We start from the raw sequence: 22489 nt of genomic DNA on the forward strand, positions 1-22489 counted from the left end.
CGTGCGGGGCCCCGTTCGCTGCGGGAGCGCACATGCCCAGGTGGTCACCGCCCGACGTCGCCACCCGACGCCTCGTCCGAAGGCTGAACGACGGCGACGCGGAGGCCTTGGCCATGCTCTACGACGCCTACGCGGAGCGACTGTTCGATTTTGCCGCCGCGATGACGGGCGACGTCCGGGCCGCCGACGACATCGTCCACGACGCGTTCGTGGACGCCTGGCGACGCGCACCGCGCGTCCGCGACCACGCCAACCTGCGGATCTGGCTGTACGGCGCGGTCCGGCGCCGCTGCCTGCAGCGCGGCCACGCGCCCGATCTCCGGTGGGAGCCGAACCGCCCGTTCAGCTACCCGAGTCCGCGGCGGAGCCGGCGTCCGGACGCGCGTCCGAGCGCCGTCCTGCCGCCCACCGCCGAGCTGCGGTCGTTGCTCGAGTCCGCGGTGAACCGGTTGGACTCGAACGAACGCGAACTGCTGCTGCTGACCGTCCGGCATGGTCTGCACCCCGCTGAGCTGGGACTTCTCTGGGGTCTTTCGCGCCGGCGCGTCACCGCGCTCATCGGCGGGGCGCGCGTCGAGCTCGAGGCCTCTCTTCAGGACGCGCTCGCCCTGGCGGCGGGCTCCTGCGCCCGGCGGCCCGCGTCCACCCGCCGGACGGACTGGGCGAACGGCACGTCCACGGACCGAACGGGCACGTCCCCCGGGCCTCGCACCTCGCCGTCGTGTGGGGAGTCCGCTGCGCGGTCACCCGTCGGGAGCGGCGAATTCGGAGCCCAGAGCGTGGTGCGGGTGCGTGGACTGGCACGGTCGGTCCTGCGGTTCGACGCACCGGCGCGGTTCGGAGGACGTGGCACGGGTGGCGCGCGTCCGGAGTCAGGAAGCGGACGGCGGGCCGCGGCGCACGCGCGGCCCAGGCCCGGCGCCTCGTCCAGGCTTTGTGGACGGCGCACCGAGTCGGGCACGGGTTCGCAGGACGTCATCGACGGCGCACTGAACGAGCACATCCAAGGGTGCACGGCATGCCGCGCACGAGGGCAGGTGCGCGCGGCGGGACTGCTGGTGCTCGCGCCCGCGTCCGCGCCGAGTGACGCGCTGCGACGACGCGTCCTGCACACGGCGACGGATCCTGAGCTGGCCGGATACCGCGCCGACATCGCCGGACGCGGCGGCGCGCTGACGCCCGAAGGGCTGCCGACGCAGCCGGACATCGCGTCCCCGTACGCGCGGCGCTGGATGTTCGCGACCGGCGGGATGGGCGGCGCGCTGCTCACCGCGCTCGCCGCGATCGTGTTCATGGGGTCGCAGCTGGGCGTCCCGACGTTCGACTGGCCACTGCGTCCGCTGCCGTCCGTCACGGCGACGACGCCGCACGCGCCTTCCGGACGAGGCGGACATCCGCAGGCGCGCGGACCGGCCGGAGGCGGCGGGCAGCAACCGCCGGCGCCACAGTTCGGTGACCACTCGAAGGCACCGTCCTACCCCGGAAAGCGCGGGAGGCCTCCGGCGGCCCCGCCGCCCCCGCCCCCACCCACCACGCCGCCGGTGACACCGCGTTCGGGCACGCTGAAGGTGCTGACGACGCGGCTCGAACTGTACGGACGCAGCTCCGGGTCGATCCGACTCAAGGCCGAGGACGGCCCGGTCACCTGGAGCGCCGAGTCGTCCAGTCAGCAGATCACGCTGCAGGACCAGAGCGGCGGCCTGTCCCCCAACGGCTCGCGGGACGTCATGGTCACCCTGCACACCGGCCTGATCAACCTGCCGGGACGCGCGACGCTCACCTTCACCGGCCCGCACGGCCCGCCGCAGGCGGTCACCGTCGTCTGGGGGATCTCAGTCCTCTGACGCGGCGGCGGCGGACGCGCGCGTGAGGTGGTCGCTGAGGGTCTCGAGCTGCTCGCCGAGCGCCGACTGGACGCGGGTCTCCATCGCGCGGGCGATGAACGGGTCCACGACCATCTTCACCAGCGGACGCATGCGGCTGACGACCTCGGCGACCTCCGCGAGATCCTCGCCCGCCGGGACCGGGCCGTCCTCCAGGCGGCTGAAGACGTGCTCGTGCACGAGGTCGACGAAACGTCCCGCGATGACGTCGCAGTCGTCCCGGATCTGCCGCGCGATCTCGAACACGGCGTCCAGCGGGATCCCGGCCGCGACCAGCTCGGCGCCGACGTGCAGCAGGCGCGGCGACGGCACGCGGAAGTGGTCGCCGTCCGGCTCGACGAACCCCAGCTCGACGGCCCGCTCCAGGTCCGCGGCGATCCGCGCCTCATCGCGGTCCGGGCCGAAACTGTCGATCAGCTCGTCCAGCGTGGCGGTGCCGGGCAGCTCGTCCGACCACGGATCGGTGAGGACCTTCTCCAGGCCCAGCACGTCGCCGACGTCCCGGCCGGTCTCCCAGGCGGCGAGCAGGTCCTTGATGATCGCGGACGAGTAGCCGCGGGTGAGCAGGTTGCCGATCAGGCGCAGCCGGGCGAGGTGGCTGTCGTCGTAGAAGCCGACGCGTCCCTCGAGCCGCGGCGGGGGGAGCAGCCCCCGGTCCTGGTACGCGCGAATGTTGCGGACGGTCGTCCCCGCCGCCCGCGCGAGCTCGTCGATCCGGTACCCGGCCATGCCCCCGCCCTGCCTCGTGCCCTCCGCCGCTTGACCCGGGTCGATCTTACGCGCCACCCTTGGCACATCGCCGGATGAGACATCGCGAGGTGACCCCGTGATCGATCCGCAGGTCGCGCAGGAGATCGAGGAGAGCCTGCTCGCCGACCGCCTGAAGTACACCCGGGCGCAGGTCGAGGAGCTCGCCGGGATGCCCCCGGAGAAGGCCCGCCGGATCTGGCAGACGCTCGGCTTCCCCGCCCCGTCCGACGACGAGGTCGCGTTCACCGAGGGCGACGTCCGCGCGCTGGTCGAGATCGACCGGCTCGTCGCGGACGGCCTGGTCGACGAGGAGGGCATGCTCCAGCTCGTCCGGGCCGTCGGCCAGACCATGGGCCGCCTGGCGAGCTGGGTCGTCGACGTCTGGCTGCCGAGCGCCGCCGCCCGCCTGCCCGAGGACGTCGAGCTGACCCCGGAGACCATGCAGACCATCCTCGGCTTCACCGAGCAGCTGCGTCCCCGGTTCGAAGGGCTGCTGCTGCAGGGCTGGCGCCGCCAGCTCGCCGCCGCCGGACTGCGCGTCACGGCCGCCAGCGGCGACGCGTCCGGATCGGGTGACCTGGGCGTCGCCCGCCTCGCGGTCGGCTTCGCCGACATCGTCTCCTTCACCTCGCTCAGCCGCCGCATGGAGGGCCCGGCCCTCGCCGAGTTCGTCGAACGCTTCGAGGCCGTCACCGCCGAGACCGTCGCCGACCTGGGCGGACGCATCGTCAAGACGCTCGGCGACGAGGCCTTCTTCGTCGCCGCGGACCCGCGTGCCGTCGCCGAGATCGGCCTCAGCCTCGCCGAACGCCACACCACCGACCCCGACTTCCCGCTCGTCCGCGTGGGCCTCGCGTACGGCGAGGTCGTCCTCCGCCTGGGCGACGTCTTCGGCACCCCCGTCAACCTCGCCGCCCGCCTGACCGCCGCCGCCCACCGGGGCACCCTCCTCATCGACGCGCCCCTGGCCGCCGAACTGGCGGACGCCGACTACGACATCAGCCCGCTCCGCCCCCGCCACCTCCAGGGCCTGGGCCGCGTCCGCCCCTACCGCCTCCGCCGTCCTCTCACCTGACGGGACGGTTCGGTTCGCGGGGCAAGCCTTGGGGCAAGGCCATTCACGAACGGCGTCAGAAGAGGGCGTCCTCTTCGGGCTCGTAGTCATTGACGTGAGGACTGAGCGAGGCCGCTGAGTCGCCCTCAACTCCAGCGAGATGCCAGTCGGCCCGCTGAAGCGCGGCCAGTGCCTTTTCCCGCGCTGTCTCCCGATCGCGCAGCGCCTGCGACCAGATCACGAGCGAAGACCTCCAGGCCTCGCGAAGCGCCTCGCGTTCCTCCGGAGCGACGACAAGCCGTTTCTCCCGGTACACCGCAAAGGCCCGGTCGGTCATCGCACGGCACTTCTGCACCTTCTCGGTGGCGCTCTCGAACGTCTCACCCGTCCGATGCACCCGGTCCTCGAGGGCCCGGTCAAGGTTCCTGATGATCTCCCTCACCGGAAGCGCCCCACCGAAATGCGCCTCGACCCCGGCCATGTCATGAAGCCCCGAGGACGGCGCCGCCCCATTCCCGTCCACCTGCTCCAGAAGCAGCACCCTCTCGAGTGCCTCCTCCAGCCGAACGGTCGCCGCGATCCACTCCATCACGTTGAGATTCCACGCCGACCGCGCCTCTCTCGTCCACTTACTGAGAGGCCCCCGATCCCGGCACACCTCATACGCGCGAGCAGCTCCCCGGACGTCCGCCCGAGCCTGCTCAAAGTCCCGCTCCGCCTCCTGAAACAGAGACTCCGCGATGTACCGCTCTTTAGAGATCACCCACCACATATAACCTTTTCGACCCACCAACTAACACGCCATCCACCTCTTTGGCATAAATGACGAACACACCCCGTCCCGCGCAAGCCCCACCCCTTCATTACGCACCCCAAACACAGACCAGCGCGACCACGCCGAGCGCGGACACAAAACCCCAACGCGACCCCGGACCCCAACGCGAGCGCGGACTCCCACGCAGGCGCGGACTCCGTCACGGGCGCGGACGCGCGCTGCAGCAGGGAAGCGAGGCGGAGCGAGTGACACAGGGGTGCGCGGACGGTCGCACAAGGGCGGGAGTGCTGAACGAGGGTGGGCGGGATCAGGGGGATGTCGCGGAGTGAGGTGGCGGGGCGGGAGCGCTGAACCGGGGTGGGGCGGGATCAGGGGGTGTCGCGAGGGGAGGTGGAGGGGCGGGGGGACGAGGTGGTGGTGGGACGGGTGGGGGAGAGCGGCGCGGACGGGCGGGTGGGGGTGGAGGGGTCCACGTCGGAACGCGTCCAGACGTCCATGACCATGAGGGTCTTGGTGCCGGTGACGTTGCCCGCGCGGCGGAGGGTGTCGATGACCTGCTGGAGGTGGCGCATGTCGCGGGCGCGGATGCTGACCAGGGCGTCGGGGTCGCCGGCGGTGGTGTAGATCGCCTGGACCTCGGGGGCGACGGTCGCGGTGCGGATGATCTCGCTGACCGGGGCGGACCCCGCGTAGCGGAGCTCGGTGAACGCCTCGATGCCCCAGCCCAGCTTGGCGTAGTCGATCTGGGCGGTGAAGCCGGTGATGACGCCCAGGTCGCGCAGCCGGTCGACGCGGCGCTTCACGGCGGCGACGGACAGGCCGACCTTCTCGGCCATCTCGGAGAAGGTGCGGCGGGCGTCCTGGCGGAGCAGGCGCAGCAGCGAGTGGTCGATGTCATCAAGCTCGGTCATCACGAGGCTCCTCACGCAAAGTCCACGGCGAAATGCCGACCCTCAGTATAAATCTTTGCGTCTTGTGGGGCGTATGTCGGCAGTTACTTGCGTTTGACCGTTTCCAGGTGCTGTGCTCCACGCCACAGGGCGTGAACGAGGAGGTTCGATGGGCGTCCGGCTTGACGACAGGTACACCGCGCGCGAGGGGCGAGTACTGATCTCGGGCGTCCAGGCCCTGGTGCGGCTGACTCTGGAACAACGGTGGCTGGACGCGGCGCGCGGCATCGACACGCGCGCGTTCGTCTCCGGCTACCAGGGTTCGCCCCTCGGCGGCGTCGACCTGGAGATGGGACGCGCCGCGAAGTTCCTGGACGAGGCCGGGGTGGTCTTCCAGGCGGGACTCAACGAGGAGCTCGCCGCCACCGCCGTCGCCGGGACCCAGCTGCTCGGCCAGGTGCCGGGCCGCCGTCACGAGGGCGTGACCGGGTACTGGTACGGCAAGAACCCCGGCCTCGACCGGGCCGCCGACGCCATCCGGCACGCGCAGCTCGCCGGGACCGCCGCCCTCGGTGGCGCGGTCGCGTGGATCGGGGACGACCCCGCCAGCAAGTCGTCGACCGTGCCGAGCTCGTGCGAGCCGATGGCGCAGTCGCTCTCGCTGCCGCTGCTCGCCCCCGGCACCGTCGCGGAGATCATCGAGTTCGGCCTGCACGCCGTCGCGCTGTCCCGCGCCAGCGGCCTCTGGGCCGGACTGAAGATCGTCGCCGACATCGCCGACGCGTCCGCCGTGGTGGACCTCGAGGAGATCCGCCGCAACATCCCGATGCCCGTCCACGAGGAGCGCAAGGCCCCGACGCTGGTCGGCCCGGCCTCCCTGGACGCCGAGCACGACATGCTCACCCGGCGCCTCGACATCGCCCGCGCCTACGCCCGCGAGGCCGGCCTCAACCGCATCGCCTTCGGCGCGGACAACACCGCCCTCGGCATCGTCGCCTCCGGCACGCAGTACGCCGTCGTCCAGCGCGCCCTGACCGACCTGGGCCTGGACGAGGCCGCCATGAACGACCTCGGCCTCCGCCTCATCCGCCTGGGCATGCCCTTCCCGCTCGACGACGCCGAGCTGGCCCGCATGACCTCCGACCTGGACGAGGTCCTCGTCGTCGAGGACAAGGTCCCCTTCCTCGAGCAGCACCTCAAGGCCGTCCTCTACGACCACGCCGACGCCGTCCGCCGCGCCGCGGCCCTCCCCGCAGGGCCGCCCGCACAGAACGCCGCCGCCGTGACCACAGCCGCCACGGACGCCGCGGACGCCGTAGTTGCCGCGGACAGCGCAGACGCCGCGGGCGTCGCCGAGGTGCGGGTGCCGCGGGTGATCGGACGTCGTGGGCTGGACGGCAAGGAGCTGCTGCCCTCTCGCGGGACCGTCGGGTCCGAGGACGTCGTGCGCGCCCTGGTCGCGCGGTTCGGCGAGAAGCGGCTGCCCAGGGCGGCCGTCGTGCTGCGGAAGCCGCGGAAGAAGGGGCGCCTGTCGCTGCCGGTCGTGGCGGCGCGCACGCCGTACTTCTGCTCGGGCTGCCCGCACAACACGTCCACCAAGGCGTCGGACGACACGCTCGTCGGCGTGGGCATCGGCTGCCACGTGATGATCGCGCTCGACGGCGCCGGACGCGGCAACCAGCTCGGCCTCACCCAGATGGGCGGCGAGGGCACCCAGTGGATCGGCCTCGCGCCGTTCACCAAGGACAAGCACTTCGTGCAGAACCTCGGGGACGGCACGTTCCACCACTCGGGCTCGCTGGCGGTCCGCGCCGCCGTCGCCGCCGGGGTCAAGATGACCTACAAGCTGCTGTACAACGACGCCGTCGCCATGACCGGCGGGCAGACCGCCGAAGGCCGGCTGGACATCCCGACGCTCACCCGCTGGTTCGCGCTCGAAGGCGTCCGCCGCGTCGTGATCACGACGGACTCCCCGGCCGACTACCGGGGCGTGACGCTCGACCCGATCGCGCACGTCCGGCATCGCGACGACCTGCCCGAGGTGGAGACCGAGCTGGCCGCGCTGGACGGCGTGACCGTGCTGATCCACGACGACCGGTGCGCCGCCGAGGAGCGCCGCCTGCGCAAGCGCGGCAAGCTCCCGACCCCCGCCGAGAAGGTGCTGATCAACGAGCGCGTGTGCGAGGGCTGCGGGGACTGCGGCGAGCAGTCCACCTGCCTCTCGGTGCAGCCGGTGGAGACCGAGTTCGGTCGCAAGACCCGCATTCACCAGCCGTCATGTAACACCGACCTCTCCTGCCTCAAGGGCGACTGCCCGTCCTTCCTGCTGGTCGAGCCGGGAACGCGGCGGCAGCGGTCGCTGCCCGCGCTCCCGGTCGCGCTGACCGAGCCCGTCCGCCGCTTCGGCGACGCCGACGTGCTGCTCCGCATGCCCGGAATCGGCGGCACCGGAGTCGTCACCGTCTCGCAGATCCTGCAGATGGCGGCCCGGCTGGACGGCTCCTACGCCGCCGGCCTGGAGCAGACCGGACTGGCGCAGAAGGGCGGCCCGGTCGTCAGCGACCTGCGCTTCTCCGCCCGGCCGGTGCCGGGCGCGCTGCGCGCCACCCAGGGCACGGCCGACGTCCTGCTGGGCTTCGACCTGCTCGGCGCCGCCGCGGAGGGCAACCTCGCCACCGCCGAGCCGGGCCGGACGGTCGCGGTCGTCAACACCGCGCTCGTCCCGACGGCGGCGATGATCACCGGCCGCGTCGCGCTCCCGGGCTCCCCGGACGAGGCGCTGACCCGCGTCGAGTCGGTCACCAGCCGCCCCGACAACCTGTACCTGGACGCGCAGGGCATCGCCGAGACCCTGTTCGGCGACAACATGCCCGCCAACATGGTCCTGGTCGGCGCCGCCTACCAGCACGGCTGCCTGCCGGTCTCCGCCGACGCGATCGAGGACGCCATCCGGCTCAACGGCGCCGCCGTCGACAAGAACCTGGCCGCCTTCCGCTGGGGCCGGGCCGCCGCGCTGGACCTCAAGGCCGTCCAGGCCGCGGTCGAGCCCCCGGCGCGTCCGCTGATCTCGCTCACGCCGGTCGCCCGGACCATCGCCGAGCAGGCCGTGCCCGCGCGGAGCGGGGCGGAGTTCGAGGAGGCCCTGAGCATCCGGGTCGCCGATCTGATCGAGTTCCAGAACGAGAACTACGCACGCAGCTACGCCGAGGACGTCCGGCGCGTCACCGCGCTCGCCGCCGAGCACGTCGACGAGGACGCGGCCCTGCGCGTCGGTCTCGCCTACGCCACCTCCCTTCACAAGCTCATGGCCTACAAGGACGAGTACGAGGTCGCCCGGCTGCACCTCGACCCCGTGGAGCGGGCCAAGCGCGAGGAGGAGTTCGGCCCGGACGCCAAGGTCTCGGTCATGCTGCACCCGCCGATCCTTCGCGCGCTCGGCATGAAGCGGAAGATCCGGCTGACCCGGACCGCCCCGGTCGCGTTCCGTGCCCTGCGCGCCGCGCGTGGCCTGCGCGGCACGACCCTGGACCTGTTCGGCTACGCCGAGGTCCGCCGGATCGAGCGCGAGCTCGTCCAGGAGTACCGGGACCTGGTGCGGAGCGCCCTGGCGCACCTCACCCCCGGCACCGTCGCCGCCGTGGTCGACCTCGCCCGGCTGCCCGAGACCGTCCGCGGCTACGAGGACATCAAGCTCGCCCGCGTCGCCGAGTACCGCGAGCGCGCCCAGGCCACGCTCGCCGACCTCACCGCCGCGGACCGGACGGACCGTCCGCACCAGCTCGCCTGACCCGATCGCCGGCCGCCCCTGGCCGGTGCGTCTGGGAGGCGCACCGTCCGGGGGCGCACCGTCCGGCCGGGTCGGGCGCCCCCGCCACCCCGAACCCCCGAGCCGAACGACTCGCGTGAGCCTGGCCCAGGACCGGTCATCGGCCCGTGAGATCCATCGTCGCGGGCCGGTGACCTGTGGGGAAAGCCGCGCTCCGAACTGTGGATAACTTCGTGGCAAGGTGGGATCGCCTGTGGGTGCCTCTGGAGGAAGACAATGACCGTCGATCGTCTACTGCCGAGCGATGAAGCACGTGACCTCATCGCCCTGACGCGAGAGCTCGCTGACAAGGAGCTCCTGACGCGCGTGCACGAGCACGAGCGTGCCGAGACCTATCCCGAGGGTCTTTTCGCGATGCTCGGGGAAGCGGGTCTGCTCGGCCTGCCCTACCCGGAGGAGTACGGCGGCGGCGGGCAGCCCTACGAGGTGTACCTCCAGGTCATCGAAGAACTGTCGGCGCGTTGGGCGGCCATCGCGGTCGCCACCAGCGTCCACACGCTCGCATGCTTCCCGCTGTTCACGTACGGGACGGACGCGCAGAAGGAGCGCTGGCTTCCGGAGATGCTCGCCGGAGGCGTGGTCGGCGGCTACAGCCTCTCCGAGCCGCAAGCGGGGTCGGACGCGGCGGCCCTGACCTGCAAGGCCGAGCGGACGACCGGCGGCTACCGGATCACCGGCACCAAGGCGTGGATCACCCATGGCGGACGCGCCGACTTCTACTCGCTGTTCGCCCGCACCGGCGACTCGATCTCCTGCTTCCTCACGCCCGGTCAGACCGAGGGTCTCAGTTTCGGACGTCCGGAAGAGAAGATGGGGCTGCACGCCGTCCCCACGACAACCGCGAACTGGGACGGCGCCCTGATCGAGGACGAGCGTCTCATCGGCGCCGAGGGCGAGGGCCTCCGGATCGCCTTCAGCGCCCTGGACTCGGGGCGCCTCGGCATCGCCGCCTGCGCGGTCGGCCTCGCCCAGGCGGCGCTCGACCACGCGGTCGCCTACGCCAAGGAGCGCTCCACCTTCGGCCGCCGCATCATCGACCACCAGGGCCTCGGTTTCCTGCTGGCCGACATGGCCGCCGCCGTGGTGTCCGCCCGCGCCACCTACCTGGACGCGGCCCGCCGCCGCGACCTGGGACTGCCGTACTCGCGCGAGGCGTCCGTCGCCAAGCTCACCGCCACCGACGCGGCCATGAAGGTCACCACGGACGCCGTCCAGGTTCTCGGCGGCAACGGCTACACGCGTGACTTCCCCGTGGAGCGCTTCATGCGCGAGGCCAAGATCATGCAGATCTTCGAGGGCACCAACCAGATCCAGCGCCTCGTCATCGCCCGCTCCCTGGCCCGCTGACCCAGCCGCACGCATCCCACCCCCCGGGCGCGCACGAGCCAGCGCTCTCGCCAGGCAGGTGGATCGTGGCGGTGCCCCGTGCCGTCCTCCTTGGACGGCACGGGGCAACCGGTGTCTGCGGTTGTCGAAGGTGCCGACGGCCAGGGCGGCTGATGCGTGATCGGGTGTATGGCGAGCACTCATCGCTGGCACATCGATGCTCGCGAGTACGCCAGGCATGAGGCACGACGGGGACGTCGTCACGCGTATCCCGTGTTGCGGCCGACTCGGACGGCTCTGGTCGTGGTCGACATGGTGCCGTTCTTCGTCGCCGACAACCCGTACGCTCTGGCCGTCGTGCCCAACATCGCGCATCGCCAACGGGACGAGGCCCCCTCACCAGGCGTAGGCGCGGATGACCTCGAAGCCCATAGCTCAGCTCCCGGGAGGCCGTGCCGAACTCGTCCGCCGCGCCGCCGTTTTCGCGGTGCCCAGCGGCCACGGTCTTGGCGGCGTGACCAGCGTGGCGTCAGACGGAACCGCTTCGCCGGCAGCCGGCATCCGGCCAGCGGAGCCTCAGACGGAACCTGCTTCGCGGGGCAGCCGTCATCCGGCTGGCGGAGCGTCAGGCGGAAACCGCTTCGCCGGGCAACCCGCCATCCGGCTAGCGGAACGTCCAGACCGGCCTTGGGCTAGGACGGGCGGCGGCGTTCGGCGCGGATGCGCAGGAGGTCGGCCGTGGCCTGGTCGGCGGGCAGGAACGCCTCCAGATGGAGCTCGGCGAGCGTGATGTCGGTGGCGGTCGCGAACGAGGTCAGTGTGGTGATCAGGCGCAGTTCGCCGTCCGCCGACGCCAGTCGCATGGGGACGGAGAACCCCAGGTGGCCGGGCCTGACCGGGGCGGGCGGGACGTATCCGGCGAGCTCGTCGACGAAGGCGTCGAGGCGTGGGTCCGGGCTCCGCATGGCCCTGGCCTGCAGGTTCTCGATGACGTGCCGTCCCCATTCGTCCAGGTTCGCCACCCTGGGCCCCATCCCCTCGGGGTGGAGCATGAGCCGCAGCATGTTGATCGGCGGTTCGAGCAGCTCGGGCAAGGCGTCCTCGGTGAAGACCTCGACGGCGTCGTTGGCGGCCACGACCCGGCCGTACGGCGCGATGACCAGCGCCGGATATGGCAGGTGGCCGTGCAGGATCTGCTCCAGCGCGGTGCGGACGGGACGCAGTGCCGCCTCGTCCAGCCCGGACTCGGTGAACACCGGTGCGAAACCGGCCGTCGCGAGCAGGTGGTTCCGCTCCCGCAGCGACAGGCCGAGGGATTCGGCCAGCCGAATCACGATCGCGCGTCCCGGACGGGAGCGGCCGCTCTCGATGAAGCTCAGGTGCCGCTGGGTCGTCCCCGCCTGCAGGGCCAGCTCGAGCTGACTGACCCGCCGGGCCGCACGCCACTGCTTCAGCTCGGTCCCGATGCTCTTCCGCACATAGGTATCGCTCACCACACCGTTCTAAAGGCCGTCCATGCTCCGGGCGATTCCCCCGGAGGAATTGCCGGGCACGGCGTCCACTCGGACGATCGTCCCCGGACGAACACCTCTGAGAGAAGGCCGTGATGAAGAGCTACCAATTCACCCCAGGTCAAGGGGCTGCCGGGCTGACACTCCACGAACGGGCCGAGCCCGAGCCCGGACGCGGGCAGATCGTGGTGAGGGTCCGCGCGGCCTCGATCGGCTCCCGCGACCTGATGGTGCTGGCCGGCAGGTACGTCATGCCGATCCGTCCCGGCGTCGTGCCCGGCTGCGAAGGAGTCGGGGAGGTCGTGGCCGTCGGCGAGGGCGTCGGCCGCGTCCAGCTGGGCGATCGCGTGGCGGCCACCGTCTTCCCGCAATGGCTGGACGGCCCGTTCCGCCGCGAGAACGCCGCCCAGCTCGGAACCGGAATCGACGGGATGCTGACCGAGTACGCGCTGCTGGACGAGGACGGCGTCGTGCCCATCCCGGACCATCTGTCGGACGAGGAGGCCGCCGCGTTCCCGCTCGCCGCGGTGACCGCGTGGAACGCCCTGACCAGCGGCAACCCGGTCCGCCCGGGTGCGACCGTGCTCACCCTCGGGTCGGGGGCGGTGTCGCTGTTCGTCCTGCGATTCGCCAAGGCGGCCGGGGCGCGGGTGATCGTCACGACGTCCGGCGCCGCCAAGGCCGAGCGGCTGCGCGCCCTCGGCGCGGACGAGGTGATCAACTATCGCGAGGACCCGGACTGGGACGGGACCGTCCGCGCCCTGACCGGCGGGGAGGGCGTCGACCGCGTCGTCGACACGTCCGGCCCGCTGGAGAAGTCGCTGAAGTCGGTCGCGATGAGCGGCGAGGTCGCCTTCGTGGGCCACTTCCTGTCCGGTGCCGAAGGGGCGAGGCCCGTCGACCCGTCGGTCCTGTTCATGGCGGGCGCCGCACTGCACCGCGTCGCCACCGGCAGCCGAGCCCATTTCCTCGAACTGAACCGCGCCGTCGAGGCGCATCGGCTGCGTCCCGTCATCGACCGTGTCTTCCCCTTCGAGAAGCTCCACGACGCCTTCGAGCACTGCGCGTCGGGCGAGAGCTTCGGCAAGATCATCATCTCCCGCGCCTGAGGACGTCGCTCGCACCACGATGGACGGTCGGCCCCGCACGACCCGGGCCGACCGCCATGCGCATCAGCTCGCGCCGCTCAGGCCGAGGAGGACGACGCCCGCGGCGCCTCCGGCGGTCAGGGTCCCGGCGACCGCGAGCAGCGCGTACTCGTGGCAGACGAACCGCAGCGCCTGAAGGCGTGTCGTCCCGATCTGGCGAAGAAGCGCCAGCTCACGGCGGCGTCCGGAGATCGCGGTGGCGGCCGTGGCGATGGTGCCGATGGCCCCGTAGACCCCGGCGATACCGATCATCACGAGCAGCCCGATCCGGGTCTGCTCGGCTTGGCGGTCGCTGACGGCGGCCGTCCACCCGGACTTGGTGACGACCTTGGCATCGGGCGCGCCGAACGCACCGCCGTTCGCGGCCATGGCTCCCCGCACCGCCGGGACGGCACCCGACGAGGCTCGCAGATAGATGCGGTCGGGCTGAGCGGTGGCGCCGGCACGATGCGGCCCGAGGACGATCCGCGGAGCACCGGGCGCGGCATCGAACACGGCCGCGACCTGCAGCGATACGGGGGTCCCGTCGGCCAGCCACAGCTGGATCCGCTGCCCGACACGCTTGTGCCAGGAGCCGTCGAGCACCACGGTCGTGTCGTTCAGGCCGTCCAGGGAGCCCTGCCGGACGTGCAGACCGAGCACCGCCGTGGAGTCGACGGCGATGGCGGAGAACGGCACCGGCGTCGGCGCTTCCAGGTGGAACGGCGTCAACGCGGGTTCGCGGGCGAGCACGCTCGTGTTCGTGACGGCGGTCGCCGCCACGCCCGGCACGGCGCGAACCCGGGCGACCAGCGCGGCGGGCAGACCGCCCCCGCCGGACGGGAGGACCACCAGGTCAGCGGGTGCGGCCTGGTCGTGAAGCCCGCGACTCTGCACCGACTGGGCGATCCCCGTCGCGCCGAGGACGGCCAGCGCGAGTCCCAACGTGATCACCAGCGGGACGATCGTCCCGGCGGCCTGGCGCGATCCGGTGGCCACCCTTTCGCGAGCCAGCAGTCCGCCGGGCCCGGCACCCCGCGTGAACGGCCAGGTGAGCATCCTGACCAGCGGCGGAAGCAGTGTGGGGGCCAGCATCGCCGCGCCGCCGACGACCAGCAGCGCCAGTTCGACGTCGGTCTTGGCGTCGAGTGCCATGTCGGGCGCCACGACCGCGGTCAGCAGCAGGAACCCCACGCCGCAGGCGAACGCCGCCAGGCCGGCCAGGCGTCGCAGCAGGCCCGAGCCTCCGCGCTCGACGTCCGCCTCGCGCATCGCCTCGGACGGACGAACGGTCGCGGCGCGCACCGAGGCGGCCACCACCGCCAGCACGGCGACCAGCACACCGGCCGCGAAAGCGAGGGCCAGCGGCCCGACCGCTCCGGCGTCGCGCGGGACGGTGAACCAGGCGGGCGCCATGTCGTGCCCGGCCATCCACCGTGCCAGAAGCGGGCCGCCGATCAGCCCGAGCACGCATCCGGCGACCGATCCGGCCACCCCGACCAGCACCGCCTCGGCGCCGACCGCCCGGACGACCTGCACCGGAGTCGCGCCGAGCGTCCGCAGCAACGCCAACTCACGCCGGCGGCGCGCGACCGACAGCCCGAACGCGCTCGCGGTGACGTAGAGCGAGACCGACGCTGACAGCAGCGCCGCGACGCCGAGGAAGGAGGTCAGGGACATCAGGTCGGCCCGATCGCGCAGCGCGCCGGGATCGGCGAGCGCCCGATCGCGTCCGGTCAAAACCCGGACGCCCGGAATTCCGGCGGCACGCTGCGCTGTGGCCCGGTCGGCGGGCACCAGCGCGTCCACGGACGGCGACAACCGCGCCGCCTCGGCATCGCTGAAGAAGACCGCGCGCTCGACCTCCACCGCGCGCGGGCCCGGCCGGGCGATGCCGACGACGGTGTACGCGCCGTCCCGCTCACCGGCGCGCACCGTCACCTGCTGCCCAACCTGGCCCTCACCTGCGATGACGATCTCGTCCGGACGAACCGGCGCACGCCCTGAGACCAAGGAGTAAGGAGCGAAGGCAGCCGACGCCCAGCCATGCCCGACCCGATCGGAAGCCCCATCGGACAACCGCACCGGGAAGCTCCGGTCCAACGCCGCGCCCGGGAAGCGCGCGATGACCGAGGCGGGCAGTGCGGGCTGCTCGGCGAACGGCACCGCGGTCGGCGTCCCGTAGCGATCCCGCAACCGCAGATTCGGATCGGCCTGGACGACGGCCGGCGCGGCCGCGAACCGCTGCGGCGACCGGTGCGGATCCGCGGACGCCGCCCCCAGCACCAACGCCATCGTCGCGATCACCGCGACACCGAGCGCCAACGCCGCCAGCGGCCCCACGAGCGTCCCCCAGCGGGCCCGCAACCCCGCGACCGCGACGCTCAGCACGACGTCACCTCCCCGGCCTGACCAGCGGATTCGAGGGAGGTCAGGTGGGCCGCGACGGTGGGGGCGTCGGGGTGCTCGAGGGTGCCGGACACGCGGCCGTCGGCGAGGAAGACGACACGGTCGGCGCGGGCGGCGGCGATGGGGTCATGGGTGACCATGATGATCGTCTGGCGGTGGTCGGCGACCAGGCCGCGCAGGATCGCGAGGACGGTGCGGGAGGAGGCGCTGTCCAGGGCGCCGGTCGGCTCGTCGGCGAACAGGACGCGCGGCGCGGCGACCAGCGCCCGGGCGATGGCGACGCGTTGCTGCTGGCCGCCCGACAGCTCCGCCGGGCGGTGCCGGGCCCGGTCGGCGAGGCCGACGGCCGACAGCGCGGCGCGGACGGCGCGGGCGTCGGGGCGATGTCCGGCCAGCCGCAAAGGCATGCCGACGTTCTGCTCGGCGTTCAGCGCGGGCAGCAGGTTGTAGGACTGGAAGATGAAGCCGATCTTCTCGCGGCGCAGCCTGGTCAGCGCGGACTCGCGCAGCCGCGACAGGTCCTCGCCCTCGAGCGACACCGCCCCCGCCGTCGGACGTTCCAACCCCGCGGCGCACTGGAGCAGCGTCGACTTGCCCGATCCGGACGCGCCCATCACTGCGGTGAACGAGCCTTCCGCGAAACCCAACGAGATCTTGTCCAGGGCGGTGACGGCACCGGATCCCGTCCCGTAGGTCTTGCTCACCGCGGTGAGCCGCACGATGTCCATGCCCTCAACCCAAGCGCCCGGGGCCGGGCCGGGTCGATCAGCCGGGCCACCGTCTCGGGGTATGCCCAGCCTTACCCCCGACCGTCGTCCACGCCCTATGGGACGTCCCAAAAGTGGCTTCTATGCTGGTCAGGTGGAGGCGATGGCGGCGTTGCGGCGGCGCGGGTTCCTGCGGTCGGCGTTGCCGTGGCGGAGCCTGGCGTACCTGGTGACCAGCTTGGTTCCGGGTGCGCTCGTGCTGACGGTCGTCGTGGCGGTGCTGCTCGTCGGCGGGACGCTGTCCTCGGTGCTCGTCGGATTTCCGATGCTGGCGGCGCTGGCCTTCGCGGGGGTTCCGGTCGCGGCTTTCGAACGGTGGCGGATCCGCCTGGTGGACGCCGTGCCGGTGGCCGATCCGCACCGCTCCCCGGACCGTCCAGGTGTCGGAGGCTGGCTGGCCGTGCGGGTGCGCGAGTCCGCGACCTGGCGTGAGCTGGGATTCACTGCCCTACTGGCCACACTGTTGTGGCCCTTCGATCTGGCCGTCGCCGCGCTCGGCGCCCTCCTCCCCCTCACGCTGCTGACCGCCTGGACGCCCGTCCTGTCCGGTGGACGGCGCGGGCTCTGGCCCGGCTTCTCGATCCACACTCCCGGACAGGCCCTCGCGGCGCTGCCCGCTGGGATCGTCCTGCTGGTGGCCGGCGCTTACCTGGTCACCGTGGTCGCGTCCGGACGCGCCGCGCTCACCCGGCGGCTCCTCTCCCCGCGTCCGGACGAGGCGGAGCGGCTGCTCGCGGAGGTCACCGGATCCCGCGCGCGACTGGTCAACGCGTTCGAGGCCGAGCGCCGCCGAATCGAACGCGACCTGCACGACGGCGCGCAGCAGCGGCTCGTCGCCGTCGCGACCAGCCTCGGCCTGGCGATGCTCGACCTGCCGCCCGGCCCCGCCGCCGACCAGGTCGCGCACGCCCACCGGGAGGCGAAGAAGGCGCTGGTCGAGCTCCGCGAACTGATCCACGGCATCCATCCGCAGGTCCTGACCCAGCACGGGCTGGGCGCGGCCGTCCAGGACGCCGCCGGCCGCTGCCCGGTCCCGGTCGCCCTGACCTGGGACGTCACCGGACGCATGCCCGCCGCCGTCGAGGCCACCGGGTACTTCGTCGTCTGCGAGGCCCTGGCCAACGTCGCCCGGCACGGCGGTGCGGACCGCGCCTGGATCACCGCCGCGCACTCCGGCGACACCCTGCGGCTGGAGATCGGCGATGATGGCGCGGGCGGCGCCGATCCGGCCGGCGGCAGCGGCCTGACCGGGCTGTCCGACCGGCTCGCGGTCGTCGGCGGAACCCTCGCCCTGACCAGCCCGTCCGGTGGTCCGACCCTGATCAGAGTGGAGATTCCGTGCCCGAAGCCCGTCCCCTCCGCGTCGTCCTCGCCGAGGACGGGGCCCTGATGCGCGACGGCCTGACCGCCGTGCTCACCCGGTTCGGGCACGAGGTCGTCCAGGCCGTCGCGGACGCGCCGTCCCTCATCGCCGCCGTCGAATCCCACGAACCGGACATCGTGGTCACCGACGTCCGCATGCCGCCGACGCTGACCGACGACGGGCTGCGCGCCGCGATCGCCCTGCGCGAGCGCGACCCCCGCCTGCCGGTGCTCGTCCTCAGCCAGTACATCGAGGCCGCCTCGGCCGGTGAGCTGCTCGATTCCACCGACGCCCGCGCGGTCGGCTACCTGCTGAAGGACCGCGTCATCGACGTGACGGACTTCGCCGACGCCGTCCGCCAGGTCGCGGACGGCGGGACGATCATCGACCCCGAGGTCGTCCGCAACCTGCTGACCCGCCGCCGCGACCCCCTCGACCGCCTCACCTCTCGCGAGCGCGAGGTCCTGGCGCTCATCGCCCAAGGCCACTCGAACGCCGCGATCGCCCAGGAGCTCACCGTCTCGGCCGCCGCCGTCGGCAAGCACATCAACAGCATCCTGGCCAAACTCGACCTCCCGCCGGACGCCGAGGTCCACCGCCGCGTCCTGGCCGTCCTGGCCTTCCTCCGCTCCTGACGCCACGACCCTGGCGTGGCTGCGAACGTCGCGGCCCGCCATCCGCTTCGCCGTAGAGCGGGCCTGACCGAGGCGTTCCGTCCGGCCGACTCGACGCGAACCCGAGTCCTGGGTCGCGGGCCTCCCCTGGTCGAGGAGGAAATCCTCACTCGGGCCTCGGAAGCGACGCGGTTTCCGCAGCCGCTTGGCGCGCTGACTCGCTTTACCGCACACAGCGCCGCTCTGTCACGACAAGGCGCGCGTGTTCTTCGCTATCGCTTCTGAATGACGCTGCGTCCGTCCTCTCGCCATCCTGGAATGATCACTGCCGGGCGTCCGCCGGTGCGGCGAGGCGACGCCCGGCGTTTCCTCACGCTCAGTGATGTTCGCCACGACGTCGAACGGGACGGCAGAGGCCGGGAACCGCTCTCCACGCGGGCGTTCCGCACCCCCGAAGCTCGGCCGGGAGGTGTCACGGCGAGCGACTCACCGGTGCTGGACGACACCTTCCGCGCCGACGCGACGGGTGTTGAGCAGGGAGAATTGGATCATGCTCCAGTCGGTGTCGAATACCGGCGGGTAGGTACGGGAGCTCGGAGCGGGTCGAGGGCACGCTCCGAGACATGACGGAGGAGCTAGGACAGTTGTGGTTTGTAGGGTCGTCCGCAATACGGGTTACGCCTTGAGTGATTACCGTGAGCGCTGCTAGCTTCGGCCGGTGGACGAGAGGCGGGCACGAGCGGAGACGATCGAGGACTTCGCGGAGGTTCTGCGAGAACTCCGAAACTCGGTCGGCAACCCATCATTCCGGGAGATGTCCGGACGATCTGGGGCGATCTCACACACAACGCTGCACGAAGCCACAAAGGGGAACCGGCTCCCGAGCTGGGGAACCACCGTCGAGTTCGTCAAGGCGTGCGGTGGGGACCCCGAGGCGTACCGCGAACACTGGGAGCAGGCGAACCTCAGGGTCAAGGGTCCGAACGCCGCAGGCCAGGCGAACTTCGCAGGCCAGGCGAACCTCGCAGGCCGGACGGACGCTGTGCGCAGGGCGAGCATCACTGGTCGCGAGGACGCCGTGCCCAGGGCGAGCATCACTGGTCGCGAGGACGCCGTGCCCAGGGCGAGCATCGCTGGTCGCGAGGACGACGCGAGCCACTTGGACCCCGGCGAGACCGCCGAGCGTCCGTCCCTGCACGTGGTCTTCGGATCGCAGACGCCCCCGGCGGTCGGCGATCCTTCGACGTCTGGCGATCCTTCGACGGTCGGCGATCCTGCGGCATCCATGACCGCACCGCCCATGCCACCGGGCGAGACCTCGGCGGAGCATCCCCCGTCGGTGGGGTCACACGGCGAGGCCACGGCGTCCGCTCCCTCTCTGCCTCTGCCTCGACCATCGGGCCGGGCGGCGGCGTCCGTGCCCGTGCCGGCGCAGCCCCCCGGCGTCCCCGCGACGGCCGTCGCCCCGCTGCACAACCTGCCCGGCGGGCCGGCACCGCACTTGCTCGCTGGTCACGGCGGCGACATTCAGCCGGTCACGCTTCCTCCGCGCAAGACGCGCGGCAGGAAGACCCTGGTGACCTACGTGTCCGCGGCCGTGATCCTCGCGGCCGGTGCGGGAGCGTTGGTCTACGCGGTGTTCGACTCCAGCGGTCACTCCAAGTCCCACAAGTCGGCTCCCAAAGCTACCGACAACGCGTCCGCTGCGGCGGCCGCGGTCGGCTGCCCGGTGAAACCGACCCAGCCCGCGTGGGCTCCGCCCCTGCACAAGGGCGACGCGGCGGCCTTCGTCGACGACATCACGCTGCGCGACTGCACGCGGGTCGGCCCCGACATGACCGTCGTCAAAGTGTGGCGGATCAGGAACACCGGAGCGCTGAACTGGCGCGGGTACTCGCTGCGCCGCCTCGAGCTCCCGCAGAAGCCGACCGACTGCCGGACCAAGAACCGCGTGCCGATCAACACCACGCGTGCCGGCGACACGGTGGACATCCGGGTCGAGATCACCACACCGAAGAAGGCGGGCTTCTGCATCGCCCGCTTCAAGATGCTGGACTCCGCCGGACGCGTCGCCTTCTCCGGGAACCGTCCGGTCAACTTCCAGCTCGTCGTCCACGACGGTTAGCCCCCTGCTTCAGCGGCCGGTGGCGTAGACGACCGGCGGAAAAGCCGACCGGCGGCCCGGCCGATCGAATGACCAATGGCTCCCCGTCGTGGGAGCACGACGGGGAACCAGAGGTCAGACGGTCTCCTGGAAACTAGGAGATCGTGATCCCGCGGTAGTAGGCCTTGAGGATCTTGGCGTATCCCCAGCCCGCGTTGGCCTTGTCGCGCGTGCCGTACTGCGACATCCACTCACCGTTGACCCAGTCGCGCCCGCACGCGGTCGTGGTCTGGCAGTAGTGGGGCTCGAAGATCTTGCCGCCGCGGGTCATCTTGCGCCCCCACGTCGCGTCCACCGCGGCGTTGGTACGCGCGGTCGCGGAACCGGGGACGTACACCTGGCTCTTCGTGTTGTCAGTGACGTCGTAGCAAGCTCCCCACGGCGTCTTCTTCGTCGAGGTCAGCGCGTGGTACCAACCGAAGCCCTTGACCGCCATGGCCCCGGACTTGAGGGACTCGGACTTCCAGTTCGGCATCCACTCCTTGGGCAGGACGTTCTTGACGTAGTACTTGAAGTTGACCCGCTCGACCTTGTGCCTCGTCTCGCGGTACACGAGGATCGTGGAGGGGAGCTTCGTGTTCGTGCCGTCGGTCTTGCAGCCGGAGGGCGCCGGGTGGCTCGACGGGTTGAACTGGTGCGAGGCGTTCTGGTTCTTCAGCCCGGAGTTCAGGTTGCCCTTGGCCCCGGCCTTGAAGTCCTGGTAACGGCCGCCGTAGTTGCTGTTGAAGTAGACCCGCACGGTCTTGCTGCTGCGGTTCCACACGGACGCCGTGTGGTTCTTCACGCAGACACCCTTGCCCGCGCCGGTGCTCTTGAAGTCGTAGCAGCCCGGCTGCTTGGCGCCGTAGTCCTTCACCGAGGTGGTGAAGTCCGACAGCGAGCCCTTCTGATTGCTGTTGAAGTACAGGCAGAACTCGCCGGTGTCACACTTGCCGTTGCGTCCGGCGGCATCGGCGACACCCGTGCTCGCCACGATCGCCGCACCACCGAGCGTCATCGCCGCGGTCACCGCAGCGGCCCGCGCGAACATCTTCTGTTTCGCCATGGTCATCCCTCTCTCAGGTCAGCGGTCGCGGTGATCAGCGGTAGTTGTAGCCCTGGGAGGTCCAGAAGGAGTACGGCTTCGGGTTGTCCAGGGTCATGTCGCCGATGCTGATGGAGGCGTGGGTCTGGCGGCCGGGCCGCATCTCGACATGGGTGTGGTGCGCACTCTTGTCCGTGATGCCGCGGTAGGACTCGTCCGCGATGATCTGGCCGCGGGAGATGTTCTGGCCGATATGCAGTGCCCGCGGAGCGGAGTGCAGGTAGATGACCGTCTTGTTCGACGCCGCGTTGTAGATCGCGATCGTGGAGAGGCCGCCCTTGCCGTTGTAGCCGTTCTTGAAGTAGGTGACCTTTCCGGAGACCAGCGCGTGCACGTCCGAGCCGATGGTGCGCTGGATGTCGGTGCCCTCGTGACGGCCCTTGATGCCGTGGTAACCGTCGAACGGGCAGGAGATGTGGCCGCCACTGGCCTTGTACAGCGCCCACGACATGTTCACGCGGTTGGTCGGCGAGAACTCGTGCGAGGCGTTCTGGTTCTTCAGGGAGGAGTTCAGGTTGCCCTTGGCCCCGGCCTTGAAGTCCTGGTAACGGCCGCCGAAGTTGCTGTTGAAGTAGACCCGCACGGTCTTGCTGGTGCGGTTCCAGACCGACGCGGTGGAGTTCTTGACGCACTTGCCCTTGCCAGCGCCCGCGCTCTTGAATTCGTAGCAACCAGGCTGCTTGGCGCCGTAGTCCGCCACCGACTTGGTGAAGTCGGAAACCGAGCCCTTCTGATTGCTGTTGTAATAGAGACAGAACTCGCCGGTCTCACACTTGCCGTTGCGGCCCGCCGCGTCAGCGGCGGAGGCGGTGGTGGCAACGACCGCACCGCCGATAGCAGCAGCCGCCGTCGCCGTCGTGAGGACCTTGGTGAGCTTTCTCATGGGGCAGTTCTCCTTGATTTCTGGCGGGGCTTGGGATTCGGACGGGGTCAGTGGAACTCTGCG

General features: G+C 71.4%; 16 protein-coding genes. 8 read left to right on the top strand and 8 right to left on the bottom strand.

Features of this window, described 5'->3' with window-relative positions:
* Positions 1 to 32: 32 nt before the first annotated feature.
* On the top strand, positions 33 to 1844 hold the full coding sequence (locus AB0L06_RS26230; protein ID WP_500233745.1) for an RNA polymerase sigma factor: 1812 nt from the start codon (positions 33 to 35) through the stop codon (positions 1842 to 1844).
* Here the strand turns inward: AB0L06_RS26230 and AB0L06_RS26235 are convergent.
* Positions 1833 to 2669: a MerR family transcriptional regulator gene (locus AB0L06_RS26235; RefSeq protein ID WP_500233746.1), complete on the bottom strand. Its 837-nt coding sequence runs from the start codon at positions 2667 to 2669 to the stop codon at positions 1833 to 1835. The genes AB0L06_RS26230 and AB0L06_RS26235 overlap by 12 nt on opposite strands.
* A 40-nt stretch (positions 2670 to 2709) precedes the next feature.
* Between AB0L06_RS26235 and AB0L06_RS26240 the strand changes: the two genes are divergently transcribed.
* Entirely contained in the window at positions 2710 to 3708 is a 999-nt protein-coding gene (locus tag AB0L06_RS26240) for an adenylate/guanylate cyclase domain-containing protein (protein ID WP_500233747.1), read from the top strand.
* A gap of 55 nt (positions 3709 to 3763) precedes the next feature.
* Here the strand turns inward: AB0L06_RS26240 and AB0L06_RS26245 are convergent, their stop codons facing one another.
* On the bottom strand, positions 3764 to 4450 hold the full coding sequence (locus AB0L06_RS26245) for a hypothetical protein (protein WP_500233748.1): 687 nt from the start codon (positions 4448 to 4450) through the stop codon (positions 3764 to 3766).
* Positions 4451 to 4830: 380 nt separating this feature from the next.
* Positions 4831 to 5373, bottom strand: a complete 543-nt coding sequence (locus tag AB0L06_RS26250) for an Lrp/AsnC family transcriptional regulator (protein WP_500233749.1) — start codon at positions 5371 to 5373, stop codon at positions 4831 to 4833.
* A 148-nt stretch (positions 5374 to 5521) separates the two neighbouring features.
* Here AB0L06_RS26250 and AB0L06_RS26255 point away from each other — a divergent pair, with 148 nt between their 5' ends.
* Positions 5522 to 9139, top strand: a complete 3618-nt coding sequence (locus AB0L06_RS26255) for an indolepyruvate ferredoxin oxidoreductase family protein (RefSeq protein WP_500233750.1) — start codon at positions 5522 to 5524, stop codon at positions 9137 to 9139.
* Between the two features lie 255 nt (positions 9140 to 9394).
* Positions 9395 to 10525, top strand: a complete 1131-nt coding sequence (locus tag AB0L06_RS26260; protein ID WP_500233751.1) for an acyl-CoA dehydrogenase family protein — start codon at positions 9395 to 9397, stop codon at positions 10523 to 10525.
* A gap of 671 nt (positions 10526 to 11196) precedes the next feature.
* Here the strand turns inward: AB0L06_RS26260 and AB0L06_RS26265 are convergent.
* Positions 11197 to 11997, bottom strand: coding sequence for a helix-turn-helix domain-containing protein (locus AB0L06_RS26265; RefSeq protein ID WP_500233752.1), 801 nt, complete (start codon positions 11995 to 11997; stop codon positions 11197 to 11199).
* 113 nt (positions 11998 to 12110) lie between these two features.
* Here AB0L06_RS26265 and AB0L06_RS26270 point away from each other — a divergent pair, with 113 nt between their 5' ends.
* A complete protein-coding gene (locus AB0L06_RS26270; protein WP_500233753.1) occupies positions 12111 to 13124 on the top strand; it encodes a zinc-dependent alcohol dehydrogenase family protein in 1014 nt (337 codons plus the stop codon).
* Positions 13125 to 13187: 63 nt separating this feature from the next.
* Here the strand turns inward: AB0L06_RS26270 and AB0L06_RS26275 are convergent, their stop codons facing one another.
* Positions 13188 to 15533 carry an FtsX-like permease family protein gene (locus tag AB0L06_RS26275; protein WP_500233754.1) on the bottom strand — a complete coding sequence of 782 codons (2346 nt, stop codon included), beginning with the start codon at positions 15531 to 15533 and terminating at the stop codon, positions 13188 to 13190.
* Complete coding sequence (locus AB0L06_RS26280) at positions 15527 to 16279, bottom strand: ABC transporter ATP-binding protein (RefSeq protein ID WP_500233755.1); 753 nt, start codon at positions 16277 to 16279, stop codon at positions 15527 to 15529. The genes AB0L06_RS26275 and AB0L06_RS26280 overlap by 7 nt, the downstream gene beginning before the upstream one ends.
* Positions 16280 to 16421: 142 nt before the next feature.
* On the opposite strand from AB0L06_RS26280, the gene AB0L06_RS26285 reads away from it, so the two are divergent.
* The 3 genes from AB0L06_RS26285 to AB0L06_RS26295 all read left to right on the top strand — a co-directional run bounded on the left by AB0L06_RS26285 (position 16422) and on the right by AB0L06_RS26295 (position 20420).
* Positions 16422 to 17708, top strand: coding sequence for a sensor histidine kinase (locus tag AB0L06_RS26285; RefSeq protein ID WP_500233840.1), 1287 nt, complete (start codon positions 16422 to 16424; stop codon positions 17706 to 17708).
* Complete coding sequence (locus tag AB0L06_RS26290) at positions 17708 to 18316, top strand: response regulator (protein WP_500233841.1); 609 nt, start codon at positions 17708 to 17710, stop codon at positions 18314 to 18316. The genes AB0L06_RS26285 and AB0L06_RS26290 overlap by 1 nt, the downstream gene beginning before the upstream one ends.
* A 1402-nt stretch (positions 18317 to 19718) precedes the next feature.
* Positions 19719 to 20420 (top strand): NBR1-Ig-like domain-containing protein, encoded by a 702-nt coding sequence (locus AB0L06_RS26295; RefSeq protein ID WP_500233756.1) that lies wholly within the window; start codon positions 19719 to 19721, stop codon positions 20418 to 20420.
* A gap of 133 nt (positions 20421 to 20553) precedes the next feature.
* Here AB0L06_RS26295 and AB0L06_RS26300 read toward each other — a convergent pair whose 3' ends face one another.
* Positions 20554 to 21504, bottom strand: a complete 951-nt coding sequence (locus tag AB0L06_RS26300; RefSeq protein WP_500233757.1) for a peptidase inhibitor family I36 protein — start codon at positions 21502 to 21504, stop codon at positions 20554 to 20556.
* Between the two features lie 34 nt (positions 21505 to 21538).
* Positions 21539 to 22426, bottom strand: a complete 888-nt coding sequence (locus AB0L06_RS26305) for a peptidase inhibitor family I36 protein (protein ID WP_500233758.1) — start codon at positions 22424 to 22426, stop codon at positions 21539 to 21541.
* Between the last annotated feature and the right edge of the window lie 63 nt (positions 22427 to 22489).

It is taken from the genome of Spirillospora sp. NPDC052269 (assembly GCF_040679435.1).
Lineage (GTDB): Bacteria > Actinomycetota > Actinomycetes > Streptosporangiales > Streptosporangiaceae > Spirillospora.

Excerpts from the sequence above, each read along its gene's own strand:
- AB0L06_RS26280 (WP_500233755.1), bottom strand. The coding sequence starts at position 16,279 with ATGGACATCGTGCGGCTCACCGCGGTGAGCAAGACCTACGGGACGGGA.
- AB0L06_RS26300 (WP_500233757.1), bottom strand. The coding sequence starts at position 21,504 with ATGGCGAAACAGAAGATGTTCGCGCGGGCCGCTGCGGTGACCGCGGCG.
- AB0L06_RS26270 (WP_500233753.1), top strand. The coding sequence starts at position 12,111 with ATGAAGAGCTACCAATTCACCCCAGGTCAAGGGGCTGCCGGGCTGACA.
- AB0L06_RS26290 (WP_500233841.1), top strand. The coding sequence starts at position 17,708 with ATGCGCGACGGCCTGACCGCCGTGCTCACCCGGTTCGGGCACGAGGTC.
- AB0L06_RS26285 (WP_500233840.1), top strand. The coding sequence starts at position 16,422 with ATGGCGGCGTTGCGGCGGCGCGGGTTCCTGCGGTCGGCGTTGCCGTGG.
- AB0L06_RS26305 (WP_500233758.1), bottom strand. The coding sequence starts at position 22,426 with ATGAGAAAGCTCACCAAGGTCCTCACGACGGCGACGGCGGCTGCTGCT.
- AB0L06_RS26260 (WP_500233751.1), top strand. The coding sequence starts at position 9,395 with ATGACCGTCGATCGTCTACTGCCGAGCGATGAAGCACGTGACCTCATC.
- AB0L06_RS26250 (WP_500233749.1), bottom strand. The coding sequence starts at position 5,373 with ATGACCGAGCTTGATGACATCGACCACTCGCTGCTGCGCCTGCTCCGC.
- AB0L06_RS26255 (WP_500233750.1), top strand. The coding sequence starts at position 5,522 with ATGGGCGTCCGGCTTGACGACAGGTACACCGCGCGCGAGGGGCGAGTA.
- AB0L06_RS26230 (WP_500233745.1), top strand. The coding sequence starts at position 33 with ATGCCCAGGTGGTCACCGCCCGACGTCGCCACCCGACGCCTCGTCCGA.